This is a genomic window from Celeribacter sp. SCSIO 80838, assembly GCF_056498065.1.
Genome location: NZ_JAZKMA010000001.1, coordinates 1073442 through 1088392 on the forward strand (window position 1 = coordinate 1073442; position 14951 = coordinate 1088392).

The window sequence follows — 14951 nt, forward strand, 5'->3', positions numbered from 1 at the left end:
TTTTAACTTTTGAAATCCGACTTTTAACGGGGCGTTATCTCTTTGAATCTTAAGACATATTGTTTGTGCATCTGCGGGGAAAATCGCAAATGTCTCAAATTGTTTCCATGCTCCATTTCCGCCAATCGATCGTCCGTGTTCCCATGATCTCAAGGGTTCCGGGGGTTAGGAACGATGCGCGACGAAAGGATGGAAACATGATCAAGCTGATGAAGACCGCAGGCCAGTCCGTCGAGGCCAAAGGTGCGATCCTTTTCAACTGGGACGTGCATGTCCTTGAGGCTGCCGGGCGTCCCGCCAATCACAACCTGACACGGGAGGCGCGGCGGTCGAACGTGATCATCCTCGGGGGATATCGCAACGATCCGGACTATCGCCCGGACCTCGGTGCCCGCCTCGCGCTGGCCGCCTGATCGTCAGACATTCAGAAAGGACAGATCCATGACCGACTATTTCGCCAAAGCCCGCCAAGGCCGCATCATTGCGCTGAACCTGTATCAGAGCGGCGCCGTGATGTTTTTCCCGGAAGAGTTCGGCGAGATCGTCTCGACCGAGCGCTCGACGAGCCGCCATGTGGTGACGCAGATGAGCAAACCGATGTTCGTGCGTTCCGTCTCGGTGCAATCCGGTGCGCTGATCGAGGCACCGCGCCCGGAAGAGGCCGCCAACGCGCCCTTCGTCTTGACCGAAGAGCACGCCGTAGAAAACGTCCTGCGGCTGGTTGCCTGACCTGATGGGGTCAGGGCAGGGATCAGACCTGAACGAAGGTCTTGCTCTCGGGATCGTACTGGAGAAGGTCGCCGTCGCCGATGTCCGTCCAGAGCCCGTGAAGGGTGAGATTGCCTTTCTCGACGGCCTCGCGGACAAAGGGGAAGCTCATCAGGTTCTCGAGCGAGATCAGGATGGATTCCTTTTCCAGAGCATCTTTGCGTTGCTCTTCCGGCACATCGAGAACGCGCTCGTAGCCTGGGCGGAGGATGTCCATCCAGCGCCCGACGAATGAGGACTTTTCTTCAAGCTCCGGTGCATGGCCTGAGCACATGTCATAGCAGCCCTGAACGCCGCCGCAGTTGGAGTGCCCGAGGATCACGATATGGGCCACTTTCAGCGCGGTGACGGCATATTCCACCGCCGCCGAAGTGCCGTGGTGGTCGCCGTCGTCGGTGAAGGGCGGCACGAGGTTCGCGATGTTGCGGTGAATGAAGAATTCGCCCTGATCCGCCCCGAAGATTGAGGTCACATGCACACGGGAATCGCAACACGCGATGATGAAGGCGCGGGGGCGCTGACCCTCTTCCGCGAGCTTCTTGTACCAGGTGCGGTTCTCGTTGAAGGTCGTGGCCTTCCAGCCGTGATAGCGTTGGACCATGTAGTTCGGGAGGGGGCGTGCGTATTTCATCGGGTGAAACGTTCCTTTTCAGACGTCTGCTGCCAAATTGCAGCGAATGTAATGAGAGTTTTCGGGGAATTCGAGTGAGAAACTGCTTTGCATTAAACCTTTTCTTGAGGGTCTTGTTGCAAAGTTTCTGCATAGCGCGTGGGGGCGCATGAGATTTGTGGGGTAGAGACATGGTGGTGTCAAAGTTGCGGCCGGATGGGACGGTCGAAGTGGATCGTGATCGTTTGGATCAATTGTACAATCAGTTGGGAACCTCCGGCGCGGACGGGGTGGTGTCGCGCGCGATGGAGGAGCTGGCGGTGCGACTGGCCAAGGTCGACAGCAGCTATCGCAAGGGCCAGTTCGCGGAGATGCAGCGGGCGGCGCGTTCGATGATCGCGATTTCGGAACAGATCGGCATGGTCACTTTCGCCCGGGTCGCGGGGGATGTGAGTGCACTGGCCTTGACCGAGGACAGTACGGCGCTGGCCGCCTGTGTCGAGCGTCTGATGCGGATCGGTGAGAATTCCCTTCTGGCGGTCTGGGATTTGCAGGGGGCCTCTCTTTGAAGCGGGTCAGGGGCGAGACGGGTGCGTATGTCCCTTGCCGCACTCAAAGACGTCCCCGGACGCTTCGGCTTGCAGGTGGCATCGGATGAGCTAAGTTTGGCGTGACCGTCATGAAAGGCCTATCCGATGCCACTTTCCTTTGCCAAACCCGGCGCATCTTCCCTTCCGCTTTATCTGACCACGCCTGAAGATCTTGAGGCGAGGCTTGCGAGCCTTGAGCCTGCTCAGGTCGTTTGGGCAAGGGCGCAGGGGTTCAGTGCGAGCGCCGGAGCCGTGTGCCTCCTGCCGGGAGCGTATGGTATTGCAGGGGCTTTGGCCGGTTTGGGCAGTGCGAAAGAGCGTGCGCGTCAGAGATTCAGTCTCGGAGCGGTGCGTCCGAAACTGCCGAAGGGGACGTATCGCCTGGAGACGGAGCTCACGGGTGATACGCTCGATGAACAGCTCCTCGGCTGGCTGTTTTCCGGATATGTCTTTGACGTCTATGCACAAAAAAATGCGCCTGAAGCTGATCTGATCGCGCCCGAAGGCGTCGATGCCGCGCGGCTTGAAGCCATCGCTCTGGGTGAGGCGTTAACCCGCGATCTGATCAACACGCCCGCCAATGACATGGGGCCGGCGGAGCTCGAATTCGCCGCGCGAGCGCTGGCCGAAGAGCATGGCGCGGAGATTGCCGTGACCACAGGCACGGCGCTTTTGGACGACAACATGCCGATGATTCACGCCGTTGGGCGCGCCTCTCCGCGCGAGCCGCGCCTGATCGACATGCGCTGGGGACAGAGTGGTCCGACGCTGACGCTTGTAGGCAAGGGTGTGTGTTTCGACACCGGTGGGCTGAACCTCAAGCCGGGTTCCTCCATGGGGTTGATGAAAAAAGACATGGGTGGTGCGGCCACGGTGCTTGGCCTTGCAAAGATGATCATGGCGCTCGACCTGCCGCTGCAATTGCGGGTGTTGATCCCGGCAGTGGAAAATGCCGTGGACGGTTCCGCCTTCCGGCCGCAGGACATCCTGACCTCGCGCAAGGGGTTGACGGTCGAGATCAACAACACCGATGCGGAGGGGCGTCTGGTTCTGGCCGATGCTCTGGCACTGGCCGATGAAACGCCGCCCGATCTGGTGATCTCCATGGCGACGCTCACGGGGGCGGCACGTGTGGCGCTCGGTCCCGATGTGCCGCCGTTCTTTGCTACGGACACGAGGGATGCGACGATTCTGTCGCGGGCCTCCGCCAAGGTTGCCGATCCAGTCTGGCAACTGCCCTATTGGGAGCCTTACGAGACGATGATCGAACCGGGCATTGCCGATCTCGACAATGCGCCCTCGGGGGGGATGGCAGGGGCGATCACTGGCGCGCTTTTCCTGCGTCGGTTCGTGACCGAGACCCCGCGCTATATGCATTTCGACATTTACGGTTGGTGCCCGGCACCGCTTCCGGCGCGCCCGAAAGGCGGGGTGGGGCAGGGTGCGCGGGCGATTCTTGCCGCGCTTCCGGAGCTTTTGAAACTGTGAGCGATCGCCGCCTGACCCCCGCCAATGCGCGTGTCGCCCTGTCTGGTCATGCCTTGGGTGGGCAGGCCGAGGTCACTCCGACGCGTTACACCATTTCCTTGCCCGTTGCCGATCTGCGTGCGTCTCCAGGCGGGGCGCGAGATCGGCAGCTTCTCTGGGGCGAGGGATTCGATGTTCTGGAACTGCACGATGGCTGGGCCTTTGGCATTGCCGCGCGCGATGGCTATGTCGGCTATGTCGACGAGGCCGATCTCGGGCCGGAGCTGAGCGGGAGCCATACGATTTCCGCGCGCGCGACTCATCTTTATCCGCGTGACGATTTTAAGACCGAGGCGGTGACCAACCTGTCTTTCGGCTCACGCGTCAAGGTGGTCGACGAGCGGCGCAAATTCATGGAGATCGAAGGTGGGTTGTTCGTGCCGAAAGCCCATGTCCGCCCGATTGGTCGGCCCTTTTCAGACCCGGTGACCATTGCGCAGATATTTTTCGGAACGCCCTATCTCTGGGGCGGCAATTCCGCCTTTGGCATCGACTGTTCCGGTCTGGTGCAGGCGGGGCTTCTGGCCTGTGGCGTGCTCTGTCCGGGGGACAGCGATATGCAGATGAGCCTCGGGTCCGAGGCCACGGGCGGCTATCAGCGCGGCGATCTTTTGTTTTGGAAGGGCCATGTCGCGATGTGTGTCGACGCGGAGGTTTTGATCCACGCGAATGCGCATCATATGGCGGTGGCTTACGAGCCGATCGACCGGGCCATCGCGCGGATCGAGGCGCAGGGCGACGGGCAGGTGACGGCGCATCGCCGGGTGTGATTACTCCACCGGGCGGATCAGTTTGCGGTCGAACACCCTGAGCACCATGCGCAGATTGGCACCGCGTTTGAGGATTTGGCCATCCATGCCGATCACGGCATACATGCCCTGTCGACCGCGCAGTTTCGGGCGTTTTTCGATGCGATAGATCGGGTGCTCGGCTGTGCGGCGAAACACCGAGAAGACCGCGACATCTTTGAGAAAGGACATGCCGTAATCGCGCCATTCGCCGGCCGCGACCATGCGTCCGTAAAGTCCGAGAATGGCCCCAAGCTCATGGCGGTCGAAAGCGACCTTATCCGGTGGGCTGGGCGGCTGAGGGCCCGGGAAGGGCGTCGGCGTTTGTACATTCATGTATCGAGAGTGGGCGCATTTCCTCTGCAAATCAAGAAAACTCGTGAGCGCCCTGTGGATTGCCGCATTTCGGGCATGAAATCGCCCGGAATATTCCTTGCTCGACCCCTCATTTGGCCCGCTTCTGACGTCACAAATGGGGACAGAGCGAGAACGCTTTACCCCGGTGTCGCGGTTCAACAGCCCCCACCCAGTTCGCGGCACCGGGGATCTTGCTCAACCAACTTTCAGGGCCGAGGCAGGTGATCTGTCTCGGCTTTTCCTTTGTTGGCACCCGGCGACGCTTAGCCACACCAGACGCGGCTGATGTGACCGGCGTCATCAATTTCGATATTGGTGCGTTCCGGGCGATGATCCATGGTCACGGCCATGCCAGGCAGGATGATGCGGAAAGGCTGAGGAATTGTGAGCCCGTCGAGCGCGGATTGCGGTTCGCCGATCAGCGGGGTGACGAGAGCGGCGGCACAGGTTTGATGCGCGGTGCCTTCGGGCATGGCCGGAGTATCCTCCTGACAGGCGCTGAGAGTGATCAGAGACAGGACAAGCAAGGCGGCGATGCGGGTCATCGAGAGGCTCCGTAGCGGGCAAGAAACATGGCGACGGCGCTGTCGATGATGTCCTGTTTCTGACTCTCGTCAATTTCAAGGGACATCTGGAATGTGCGCATTGGTACGAGGCGAACTTTGCACAGTTCGGCGAATTGTTCCGCCGCAAGTTCGATATCGTCAATTTGCAATTCCCCGCGGGCGGTCGCGGTGGCGAGATATTGCGACAGGCGTTTTTTCACGAGACCCGGTCCGCTGTCGTAAAAACGCTGGCCGACCTCGGGAAACCGCAGGCTTTCGGCGACCGCAATGCGATAGACGGCTGTGCCGAAATCCGAGAGCAGGAAATCGAGGATCTTACGCCCGGCGGAGGGCAGCAATTCCTGCGGTGACTGGTTTTCGTCCATACGTTCGGTGAAGGCATCGGCCTGACGCGTGGCTTCAAGCGCTGCGACCTCGAGAAACAGTACGCGCTTGTCAGGCACGTAGCTGTAGAGCGTGGCCTTGGACACCTTGGCTTCGCGGGCGATGTCATCGACCGAGGCGCCTTCGAACCCGTCTCTGAGAAACACGGTCCGGGCGCCTTCGATCACCTGGGCATATTTGCGCCCCTTCTTGATGGTGGAATCTGTCTGGTCCATGGCTCTCTCTCTGATATGTCGAGTTTAATGCGTTCGGATTTGTGCGCCAATGCAAGAAAAAAGGCAGGCCATTGGCCTGCCCCAGTGCTCGACAGGGATGTCGATGGGCCGCACACGACACGCGGCCCTCGCCAAACTAAACTGGATGGTTTACTTTAACAAGTGACAAGCGCAATGACAGCGATGCTGCATGGCATATAAGGGGGTTGCAGAATGCCAAATGGACGCTATTTTAGAACCATTCTAAATTGAGGTCCAATATGCTCCCGGTACTCGCCAATCGCAGACGCTTTTCTGATCTGTCGGAACAGGAAATCATCGCGCTCGCCATTTCGTCCGAGGAAGATGACGCTCGAATCTATCGCCAATATGCCGAGAAGCTGCGCAACGATTTTCCGGACAGCGCTAAGATTTTCGATGGCATGGCAATTGAGGAGGACGGACATCGCGAAGCGTTGATTGCTTTGCATAAACGGCGCTTCGGCGATGTGATCCCGTTGATTCGGCGCGAACATGTGTCGGGCTATTATGCCCGCAATCCGGTGTGGCTGATCGAGAATCTGGGTCTCGAACGCATACGCGACGAGGCGCAAGCCATGGAGCAAAGCGCCGAAGCCTTTTACCGCAAGGCCGCCGAACGCACGCAGGATGCCGACACACGTGCGCTTCTGGGGAGGCTGGCCGCGGCAGAGGCCGGGCATGAGCGGCGGGCGGAGGAACTGGAGGATCAGTTTCTCGATGACGATACCCGTTCGGAAGAAGACAAGCATGCGCATCGCCAGTTCGTTTTGACCTGGGTTCAGCCGGGTCTGGCCGGGTTGATGGATGGTTCGGTCTCGACGCTCGCGCCGATCTTCGCCACCGCTTTTGCCACGCAAAACACCCATACCACCTTCCTCGTCGGTCTCGCGGCCTCTGTCGGGGCCGGGATTTCGATGGGATTTACCGAGGCGGCGCATGACGATGGCGTCATTTCCGGTCGGGGCTCCCCGATCAAGCGCGGGTTGGCCTCGGGGATCATGACCGCGGTCGGGGGGCTGGGCCATGCGCTGCCCTATCTGATCCCGGATTTCTGGACGGCGACCTTCATCGCCTTTGCCGTGGTGTTTATCGAATTGTGGGCCATCGCCTGGATTCAGAACCGATACATGGAAACGCCCTTCCTCCGGGCCGTTTTTCAGGTTGTGCTGGGCGGCGCACTGGTGTTCGCTGCGGGGGCGCTCATCGGCGGCGGCTGATCGAGTAGTTTTGCCAAGAAGAAGGCGGATGCCGTGACGAAAATCTATGTCGATGCAGATGCCTGCCCGGTGAAAGCCGAGGCGGAAAAGGTCGCGACGCGGCATCGTTTGCCCTGCCTTTTGGTCTGCAACGGTGGGCTGCGGCCGTCGCAGAACCCGTTCATGGAGCTTGTGATCGTCCCCGACGGGCCGGACGAGGCCGACAAATGGATCGCCGAGCGCGCCGGGCGTGGCGATGTGGTTGTGACGGGGGATATTCCCTTGGCGGCCAAGGCAGTTGAAGCCGGGGCGCGGGTTTTGAAACATGATGGCGAGGCGTTTACGCCTGCCAATATCGGCAACGCTCTGGCCATGCGCGATCTGATGTACGATCTGCGCGCCGCAGATCCGTTTCGCCAAGGCGGCGGCAAGGCCTTTACAAAAGCCGATCGGTCGCGCTTTCTGGACGCCTTGGAACGGGCCGTTCAGGCCGCCAAACGAGAGAGCGCATGACAGTAGAAGCGGTGATTTTCGACATCGGCAACGTGTTGATCGAATGGCAGCCAGAACGGCATTACGACGCGACGGTCGGGGTAGATCGGCGCAGGACCATGTTTGAGGCGGTCGATCTTCATGCGATGAACGATTTGATCGATCAGGGCTATGATTTCCGCGCGACAATCGAGGTGGCTGCGGCGCAACATCCTGAATTTCAGAGCGAAATCATGATGTGGTATTACGACTGGATCAAGATGGCGCAGCCCGCGATCCCACATTCGGTGAAGCTGTTGCGGGCGCTGCGCAAGAAAGGCGTGCCGGTTTTTGCGCTGACGAATTTCGGCATCGAGAGTTTCGAATTTGCCGAAACGCAATACCCGTTCCTGACCGAGTTCGACCGGCGCTATGTCTCCGGGCGGATGGGCTGCGTCAAACCGCATGCGATTATTTACGAGATGGTCGAGGCCGATTGTAAAATTCCGCCGCAGAACCTTTTGTTTACCGATGACCGAGAGGACAACATCGACACAGCCAAAGCGCGCGGTTGGCAGACACATCTGTTCGAAGGGCCGCTGGGCTGGGCGGAACGTTTGGTTGCGGAGGGGCTTTTGACCCCGCACGAGGCCTCAGCCTAGCGCGCGTTGGCCCAGCGGCACTTCCTTCACCGGAAGATGGACGATGGCCGAAAACGCACCGATGCCAACGCCGACCCACCAGACGGCGGTATAATCGCCATAAAGATCGTAAAGCCGCCCACCCAGCCAGACGCCCAGGAATGCGCCGAGCTGATGGGAAAAGAACACGATGCCATAGAGTGTGCCCATGTAGCGCAGCCCGTAGATATGCGCGACAAGGCCGGAGGTCAGCGGCACGGTGGCCAGCCACAGCGCGCCCATGACGACGGAGAAAACCAGCACAGAGGTGGGGGTGATCGGCAGCGCGATGAAGAGCGCCGCGGCCACTGTACGGCCGAGATAAATCCCGGTGAGCAGGTATTTCTTGGAAAACCGGTTGCCGAGCCAACCCGCCAGAAGCGTTCCGCCGATATTCGCGAGCCCGATGAGGGAGATCGAGATGGCACCAAGCGCGGAGGTCGTAGAAACGCCGAGTGAGGCCAAGGTGCCCGAGGGATCAATCGCGCCGCACATCTCCGTCACCATCGCCGGGAAATGTGCGGTGATGAAAGCGAGCTGATAGCCGCAGGAGAAGAAGCCGAGGAAAATGAGCGTATAGGTCGGATCGCGGAAGGCTTTGCCGAGGATCGCGCCGAGGCTCTCTTCCAACTCCGCCTTGGAGGCCAGAGCAGGGCTGCGCATCATCGGCAGCGCCATGAGGGTTGTGAGCACGGCGACGGCGAAGAGCAGGAAGACGTTTTGCCAGGACATGAAGCTCAGGAGCCATTCCGCCAGAGGGGCGCCAAACACCTGCCCGGCCGATCCCGCAGCCGTTGCGATGGCGAGCGACATGGAGCGATTCTCGGCCGATGACGCCCGACCGACGACCGCGAGAATGACGCCGAAACCCGTGCCTGCGATGCCAAACCCCACCAGCGTTTCATAGAATTGCAGGCCGATGGGCGAGACGGCATAGGAGGACAGAACCAGCCCGAGCGCATAGGTCACAGCGCCGAGGATGATCGCCTTGCGGTCCCCGATCCGCTCCGCCAGAGCGCCGAAAATCGGCTGACCGATGCCCCAGAACAGGTTCTGAACCGCAATCGCCAGAGAAAACTCCGCCCGCGGCCAGTTGAACTCCGCGGCAATCGGGATCTGGAACACGCCAAACGATGCGCGCACCGCAAAACTCACGATGATGACGATGCACCCGGCGATCAGAACCGGGGTGAACAGGGGCGCGCGCGTGTCGGACATCTTGGTCTCCTTTGCGCCATCCTCCCGGATCATACCCCCTTCGGTCAATCGAATGATCGCAATGGTTCGCATCATCTTTCCTTATGCGTTGCGGCGCAGTAAGGGAGAAGCATGGATACGCTGATGGACATTTACGCGGCCCGGGTGGCCGCAGGCACCTTGCGCGAAGACCCGGCGCAGATTGCGGTTTTGCCGCTTCTGGAACGGGTGCGCGCCGATCTTGCGCGGCTTCCGGCGAAGAAGGGGCTTCTGTCCCTGATCGGCGGGCGGAAAAAGCCCGAGCCTGTGCATGGGCTTTACCTTTGGGGCGGGGTCGGGCGCGGCAAATCCATGTTGATGGATCTGTTCTACGAACATGCGCCGGTGCCTGCGCGCCGCGTGCATTTCCATGCTTTCATGCAAGAGGTTCAGGCGGGGATCGAGGCCGCGCGGCGCGCCGGAACCGCCGATGCCATCGCGCCCGTGGTGGAGAAGATCGCCGAGGACATCCGGCTTTTGTGTTTCGATGAGATGCAGATCACCGATATTGCCGATGCGATGATTGTCGGGCGCTTGTTCGAAGGGCTGTTTGCCAAGGGTGTGACCGTTGTCACAACCTCGAACCGCGTTCCGGATGACCTTTACAAGGACGGGCTGAACCGTCAGCTTTTCCTGCCGTTCATCGAGATCATCAAACAGCGGCTCGACGTGCATCACCTGCACTCGCCGGTCGACTATCGCCAAGGCCGCCTGACCGGGACGCCGGTCTATTTCCATCCGGTCACACCCGATGTGCGCGCCACGATGGACGATATCTGGAACGATCTGACGGGTGGCGCGACGGAGAGCCTGACGCTAAAGGTTAAAGGCCGCGACGTCGTTTTGCCGAAGTTTCACAACGGCATCGCGCGGGCGACGTTCTGGGATCTCTGCGGTCAGATGTTCGGGCCGGGCGATTACCTTGTGATCGCGGATGCGGTGAAGCTTTTGATCCTCGAAGATATTCCGCGCTTGACGCGCAACAATTTCAACGAGGCCAAACGCTTCGTGACGCTGATCGACGCGCTTTACGAGGCCAAGGTGCGCACGGTCTGTTCCGCCGTCGATGAGCCGGAGCGGCTCTATATCGAAGGTGCAGGCGCGTTCGAGTTCGAGCGCACGGCATCGCGACTGCGCGAAATGCAGGACAAGGATTGGGGGGAAGAGGCGAAAGACTGATCAGCCTTTCGCCAAAATCTCCCGAACGCGTGGCGCGACTTCTTCGCCATAAAGCCGGATCGTATCCATCAGCGCCTCGTGAGACACAGGCCCGGACGAGATTTTCAAATCGAACCGGTCGAGCCCCAAAACGGCAACAGTCGCCGCGATCTTCTGCGCGACGGTCTCGGGCGAGCCGACCACCAAAGCCCCATGATCGACCTCGCGCTCGAATGCCTCGCGCGTCAGGGCTGGCCAGCCGCGGCTGTGGCCAACGCGGTGGTGCATGATCCGGTAACCTTCGAAATACCGATCCCGCGCTTCGGCGTCGGTGGCGGCAATATGGCCCGGCGAATGACACCCCAGCGGCAATTGCAGCGCACCCATTTTGTCGCGAATGTCGCGATAGAGATCGGTGAAGGGTTTGAACCGCGCCGGGCTGCCGCCGATGATGGCAAGGGTCATGGAAATGTCGTTGGTGGCGGCGCGGACGACCGAATCCGGGCTTCCGCCGACGCCGACCCAAACGGGGATCGGGCGTTCGGGCCGGGGATAGACCACTTGCGATTTGAGCGGCGGACGGTGACGCCCGGACCAGCTGACTTTCTCTTCGGTTGCCAGCAGCTTGAACAGTTCGAATTTCTCTTCGAACAACATCTCGTAATCCGACAGATCATAGCCAAACAGCGGAAAGCTTTCGGTAAAGGAGCCGCGCCCGAGCGTAATCTCGGCACGCCCGTTCGAGATCGCCTGAACCGTCGAGAACCGCTGAAACACCCGGATCGGATCGTCGGAGGACAGGACCGTCACCGCAGAGGTCAGTTTGATCTTTGAGGTCTGCGCCGCGATGGCGGCCAGCACCGGCTCAATCGCGGAAACAGCGAAATCGGGGCGGTGATGTTCGCCGACGCCGTACACGTCGATCCCGACCTGATCGGCCAGAATGCCTTCCTTGATCACATTGCGAATAACCTGCCCCTGCGGCAGCTCATTGCCTGCGGCGTCCCAAGTGACGTCGCCAAACGTGTCGATACCGAATTCCAAAGCCATGTTATAGGTCTCCTGTGTTGAGACCTAGATACCCGCACAAAACCGCCGCGCAAATACGTCTGCGCGCACAGACTCTGTTCGCCTTAGCCGTTGGTCTGAAGGATGTGCCCGGCCAGATAGAGCGATCCGCAGATCAGGATGCGCGCCTCAGGATTGTCGGCCACGATGGTGCGCACGGCGGTCAGAACGCTGTCGGATTCGATGGCGGCAAACCCTTCTGCGCGCGCCGTTGCGGCCGTCTCTGAGGCGGGCAGGGTGGCCTGCGCGTCAGGGATCGAGACGGCGATGAGGCGTTGGGCATGGCGTTGTAAGGGGCGCAGGTAACCTGCGATGTCCTTGGTGTTGAGCATGCCGCAAATCATATAGGTCGGGCGTTTCGGCAGGCGGTCGAGCGCCTCGGCCAGCGCTTCGCCCGCCGCCGGATTGTGCCCGCCATCGAGCCAAAGCTCGGTCTCCGGCGCGGCGTCGATCAGCGGGCCGTATTTGAGGCGCTGCATCCGGGCAGGCCAATAGGCCTTGGTCATCGCGGCCTCAAGCGCGTCGTCATCATAGCCGAGATGGCGCAGCGCTGCGATGGCGGCCCCGGCATTATGGACCTGATGACGCCCGATCAGATGCGGCATCGGCAGGTCGCGCAGCCCGGTTTCATCCTGAAAAATCAAACGCCCACGCTCTTCCCAGACATGCCATTCCTGCCCATAGCGCAGGAGAGGCGCGCCAAGACGGGCGGCGGTGGCTTCGATCACGTCGAGCGCCTCATCGGGCTGCGGGCCGACGACACAGGGCACGCCGCGTTTGATGATCCCGGCCTTCTCGCCCGCGATTGCGGTCAGCGTTTCACCTAGGAATTGCGTGTGGTCGATGGAAATCGGCGTGATGATCGTGAGTTCCGGTTTCTCGACCACATTGGTGGCGTCCAGCCGCCCGCCAAGCCCCACTTCGAGGAGGGTATAATCGGCAGGCACGCGCGACATGGCGAGAATGCCTGCCACAGTGGTGATCTCGAAATAGGTGATCGCCTCGCCGCCATTCGCGGCTTCGCATTCTTCGAGAACGGCCATGAGATCGTCTTCGGCAATCAGTTCGCCCGCCAGACGAATGCGCTCATGAAACCGCGCCAGATGCGGAGAGGTATAGGCGTGAACCGTCTTGCCTGCCGCTTCGAGGCCGGCGCGGATCATCGCCTGGGTCGAGCCCTTACCATTGGTCCCCGCCACGTGGATGGCGGGCGGCAATTTGCGCTCCGGGTGATCCAATGCGTCCAAAAGACGCCAGACACGGTCGAGAACAAGGTCGATGACCTTGGGATGCAGGGACATCAGCCTCTCAAGGATGACGTCGGAGGTCTTGGGGATCACTTTTTCGCGTCCTTCGCGGGAGCTTTGGCCTTCACGGCGGCCTCGGGGGCGATTTTCGGCGCGGCACCTTTGTCCTCCGGCGCAGGGGCCGGGAGATCGCCCATGACAGCGGGCGGCAAATTGCCCAGCATCCGCAGGATGGTGACAAGCTCATCCTTCAACTTCATGCGATGTGTCACGCGGTCGAGCATACCGTGATCGAGAAGATATTCGGCGCGCTGGAAGCCTTCGGGCAGTTTCTCGCGGATCGTTTGTTCGATCACGCGGGGACCGGCGAAACAGATCAGCGCATTGGGTTCGGCGATCTGGACATCGCCCAGCATCGCATAAGAGGCCGTCACACCGCCGGTGGTCGGGTGGGTCAGGACGACGATATAGGGCAGCCCCGCCTCTTTCAGCATTTCGATCGCCACAGTGGTGCGCGGCATCTGCATCAAGGAGAGAATCCCCTCCTGCATCCGGGCACCACCGGCGGCGGAGAACATTATGAAGGGGCGTTTCAATTCAATCGCGCGCTCGACACCGGCAATGAAGGCATTGCCGACATACATGCCCATGGAACCGCCCATGAAGGAGAAATCCTGAGCCGCAGCGACGACCGGCGTACGCCCGATCTCGCCCTCGGCTACCAGCATGGCTTCTTTCTCGCCAGTCGACTTCTGGGCCGCGCGCATGCGGTCGGGGTATTTCTTTTGATCGCGGAATTTCAGAGGGTCATCAATCGGTTCGGGAACCTTGACCTCGGAGAAAATCCCGCCGTCGAACATCGCCTTGAACCGCGCACGCGGCGTGATGTGCATGTGATGGTCGCAATTGGTGCAGACGTTCTGGTTCTCGGCCAGCTCGCGGTGAAACAGCATGGTGCCGCATTCCGGGCATTTCGTCCAAAGATTGTCCGGCGTGTCGTGTTTCGAGAAGAGCGAATTGATCTTCGGGCGGACGTAGTTCGAGATCCAGTTCATGGGTGCGCCTTTGGACGTTACGTTATCAGGGCCTCAGATAAGCCCCTCTGCCGTGAATTGCAATCAACGCCTGATCGCGAGCCGCGCGACAAGCCAACTGACGACCAGCAAGAGGCTCTGAAAGATGAGTGCTTTCGGGTCGGAGTAGAGCGTTTCGGGGCTGTCGGTCTGCATGAAAAGCCCGAAACCCGACATCATGTCCTGTTGCGGGGCAAATAGCATGGCGGTGAAGTTGTTCATGAAATGCAGGGCAATGGCGGGGCCAAGCGTGCCCGAGCGCATGGTCAGATCGCCCGCGAGCACGCCAAAGCCGATGGCCCAGAGTACGGGAAACAGGGCGGCGATGCCTTCGTTCGTTCCGCTCAGATGCAACAGTCCGAAGAGCACGGCGGAGGCGGTGAGCCCCAGCGGGTAGGACTTCGTGGCCCCGGCGATCTGGCTTTGCAGGTATCCACGGAAAAACACTTCTTCGGCGGTGACCTGCACCATCAGCCCAAGTGCCGCGAAGGGCAACCAGAACAGCCACATCCCGCCCGGCAGGTTTGCAACCGGTTCGGCCGGGCCGTCCCAAGGCAGAAACAGGGTGAGACAGGTGAAACCCGCGATCCATTTGAGTGTCACGAAGAACTGTGTCCGCAAGGCCAGAACAGGGCCGGTCAGGTCGCGCAGACGCCGATCATGCAGCCGCTCGGCCAGTTTGATCGCGGCCATGAGCAAAAGGGCAAACCCCGCAAGGATGATGAACAAACCGCCGGGGGTGGTGCCGACCATTGGACCGCGCGGGCCGAACTGGAAGGGCATGAGGGCGGGCGCAAGCCGTCCGACGAGGAGATAAAACAAGGGTGTGATGACCACGCCGATCACCAGCCCTGCCAAAAGCGCCAGCCCCACGCGCCAAAGCTCGGGGTGGCGCATTGCTGAGGCGATGATCGGGGCGTAGGGGTGTGTCGGTCGTGGCATGCTCTCTCTCATGACAGGCGTGTTGGGGGCAGAGGTAGCATGAGAGGCCCCGGC

At 60.7% G+C, this 14951-nt stretch carries 18 protein-coding genes; 9 read left to right on the forward strand and 9 right to left on the reverse strand.

Features of this window, described 5'->3' with window-relative positions; all coding sequences use genetic code 11:
• Positions 1-197 precede the first annotated feature (197 nt).
• Both V1475_RS05200 and V1475_RS05205 read left to right on the forward strand, forming a co-directional pair.
• Positions 198-413 carry a hypothetical protein gene (locus V1475_RS05200; RefSeq protein ID WP_434289534.1) on the forward strand — a complete coding sequence of 72 codons (216 nt, stop codon included), beginning with the start codon at positions 198-200 and terminating at the stop codon, positions 411-413.
• Positions 414-441: 28 nt separating this feature from the next.
• Entirely contained in the window at positions 442-729 is a 288-nt protein-coding gene (locus tag V1475_RS05205; protein ID WP_479411897.1) for a hypothetical protein, read from the forward strand.
• Between the two features lie 22 nt (positions 730-751).
• Here the strand turns inward: V1475_RS05205 and V1475_RS05210 are convergent, their stop codons facing one another.
• The gene (locus V1475_RS05210) at positions 752-1399 is read right to left on the reverse strand and encodes a carbonic anhydrase (protein ID WP_434289531.1); all 648 of its coding nucleotides are present in this window, start codon (positions 1397-1399) and stop codon (positions 752-754) included.
• Between the two features lie 170 nt (positions 1400-1569).
• Here V1475_RS05210 and V1475_RS05215 point away from each other — a divergent pair, with 170 nt between their 5' ends.
• From V1475_RS05215 to V1475_RS05225, 3 genes are all read left to right on the forward strand, one after another.
• Positions 1570-1947, forward strand: coding sequence for a hypothetical protein (locus V1475_RS05215; protein ID WP_479411898.1), 378 nt, complete (start codon positions 1570-1572; stop codon positions 1945-1947).
• 126 nt (positions 1948-2073) lie between these two features.
• On the forward strand, positions 2074-3456 hold the full coding sequence (locus tag V1475_RS05220) for a leucyl aminopeptidase family protein (protein WP_479411899.1): 1383 nt from the start codon (positions 2074-2076) through the stop codon (positions 3454-3456).
• Entirely contained in the window at positions 3453-4265 is an 813-nt protein-coding gene (locus tag V1475_RS05225) for a C40 family peptidase (RefSeq protein ID WP_479411900.1), read from the forward strand. The genes V1475_RS05220 and V1475_RS05225 overlap by 4 nt, the downstream gene beginning before the upstream one ends.
• Here the strand turns inward: V1475_RS05225 and V1475_RS05230 are convergent, their stop codons facing one another.
• From V1475_RS05230 to V1475_RS05240, 3 genes are all read right to left on the reverse strand, one after another.
• The gene (locus V1475_RS05230) at positions 4266-4619 is read right to left on the reverse strand and encodes a DUF2794 domain-containing protein (RefSeq protein WP_479411901.1); all 354 of its coding nucleotides are present in this window, start codon (positions 4617-4619) and stop codon (positions 4266-4268) included.
• Between the two features lie 284 nt (positions 4620-4903).
• Positions 4904-5185: an I78 family peptidase inhibitor gene (locus V1475_RS05235; protein ID WP_479411902.1), complete on the reverse strand. Its 282-nt coding sequence runs from the start codon at positions 5183-5185 to the stop codon at positions 4904-4906.
• Positions 5182-5805, reverse strand: coding sequence for a TetR/AcrR family transcriptional regulator (locus V1475_RS05240; protein ID WP_479411903.1), 624 nt, complete (start codon positions 5803-5805; stop codon positions 5182-5184). Before V1475_RS05240 ends, V1475_RS05235 begins: the two co-directional genes overlap by 4 nt.
• A 260-nt stretch (positions 5806-6065) precedes the next feature.
• Between V1475_RS05240 and mbfA the strand changes: the two genes are divergently transcribed.
• The 3 genes from mbfA to V1475_RS05255 are packed head-to-tail and all read left to right on the forward strand — an operon-like array spanning position 6066 to position 8155.
• Entirely contained in the window at positions 6066-7043 is a 978-nt protein-coding gene (gene mbfA / locus V1475_RS05245; RefSeq protein ID WP_479411904.1) for an iron exporter MbfA, read from the forward strand.
• Positions 7044-7076: 33 nt separating this feature from the next.
• Positions 7077-7535 carry a YaiI/YqxD family protein gene (locus V1475_RS05250; RefSeq protein WP_434289517.1) on the forward strand — a complete coding sequence of 153 codons (459 nt, stop codon included), beginning with the start codon at positions 7077-7079 and terminating at the stop codon, positions 7533-7535.
• Positions 7532-8155, forward strand: coding sequence for an HAD family hydrolase (locus V1475_RS05255; RefSeq protein ID WP_479411905.1), 624 nt, complete (start codon positions 7532-7534; stop codon positions 8153-8155). The genes V1475_RS05250 and V1475_RS05255 overlap by 4 nt, the downstream gene beginning before the upstream one ends.
• On the opposite strand, the gene V1475_RS05260 is transcribed toward V1475_RS05255, so the two are convergent.
• Positions 8147-9391 (reverse strand): MFS transporter, encoded by a 1245-nt coding sequence (locus V1475_RS05260; protein ID WP_479411906.1) that lies wholly within the window; start codon positions 9389-9391, stop codon positions 8147-8149. The genes V1475_RS05255 and V1475_RS05260 overlap by 9 nt on opposite strands.
• Before the next feature lie 111 nt (positions 9392-9502).
• Between V1475_RS05260 and zapE the strand changes: the two genes are divergently transcribed.
• Positions 9503-10588 (forward strand): cell division protein ZapE, encoded by a 1086-nt coding sequence (zapE, locus tag V1475_RS05265; protein ID WP_479411907.1) that lies wholly within the window; start codon positions 9503-9505, stop codon positions 10586-10588.
• On the opposite strand, the gene V1475_RS05270 is transcribed toward zapE, so the two are convergent.
• From V1475_RS05270 to V1475_RS05285, 4 genes are all read right to left on the reverse strand, one after another.
• Positions 10589-11617 (reverse strand): LLM class flavin-dependent oxidoreductase, encoded by a 1029-nt coding sequence (locus V1475_RS05270; RefSeq protein ID WP_479411908.1) that lies wholly within the window; start codon positions 11615-11617, stop codon positions 10589-10591.
• 83 nt (positions 11618-11700) lie between these two features.
• The gene (locus V1475_RS05275) at positions 11701-12972 is read right to left on the reverse strand and encodes a bifunctional folylpolyglutamate synthase/dihydrofolate synthase (RefSeq protein ID WP_479413955.1); all 1272 of its coding nucleotides are present in this window, start codon (positions 12970-12972) and stop codon (positions 11701-11703) included.
• On the reverse strand, positions 12972-13937 hold the full coding sequence (gene accD, locus V1475_RS05280; RefSeq protein ID WP_479411909.1) for an acetyl-CoA carboxylase, carboxyltransferase subunit beta: 966 nt from the start codon (positions 13935-13937) through the stop codon (positions 12972-12974). Before accD ends, V1475_RS05275 begins: the two co-directional genes overlap by 1 nt.
• 63 nt (positions 13938-14000) lie before the next feature.
• The gene (locus V1475_RS05285; protein ID WP_479411910.1) at positions 14001-14897 is read right to left on the reverse strand and encodes a lysostaphin resistance A-like protein; all 897 of its coding nucleotides are present in this window, start codon (positions 14895-14897) and stop codon (positions 14001-14003) included.
• Positions 14898-14951: the final 54 nt, after the last annotated feature.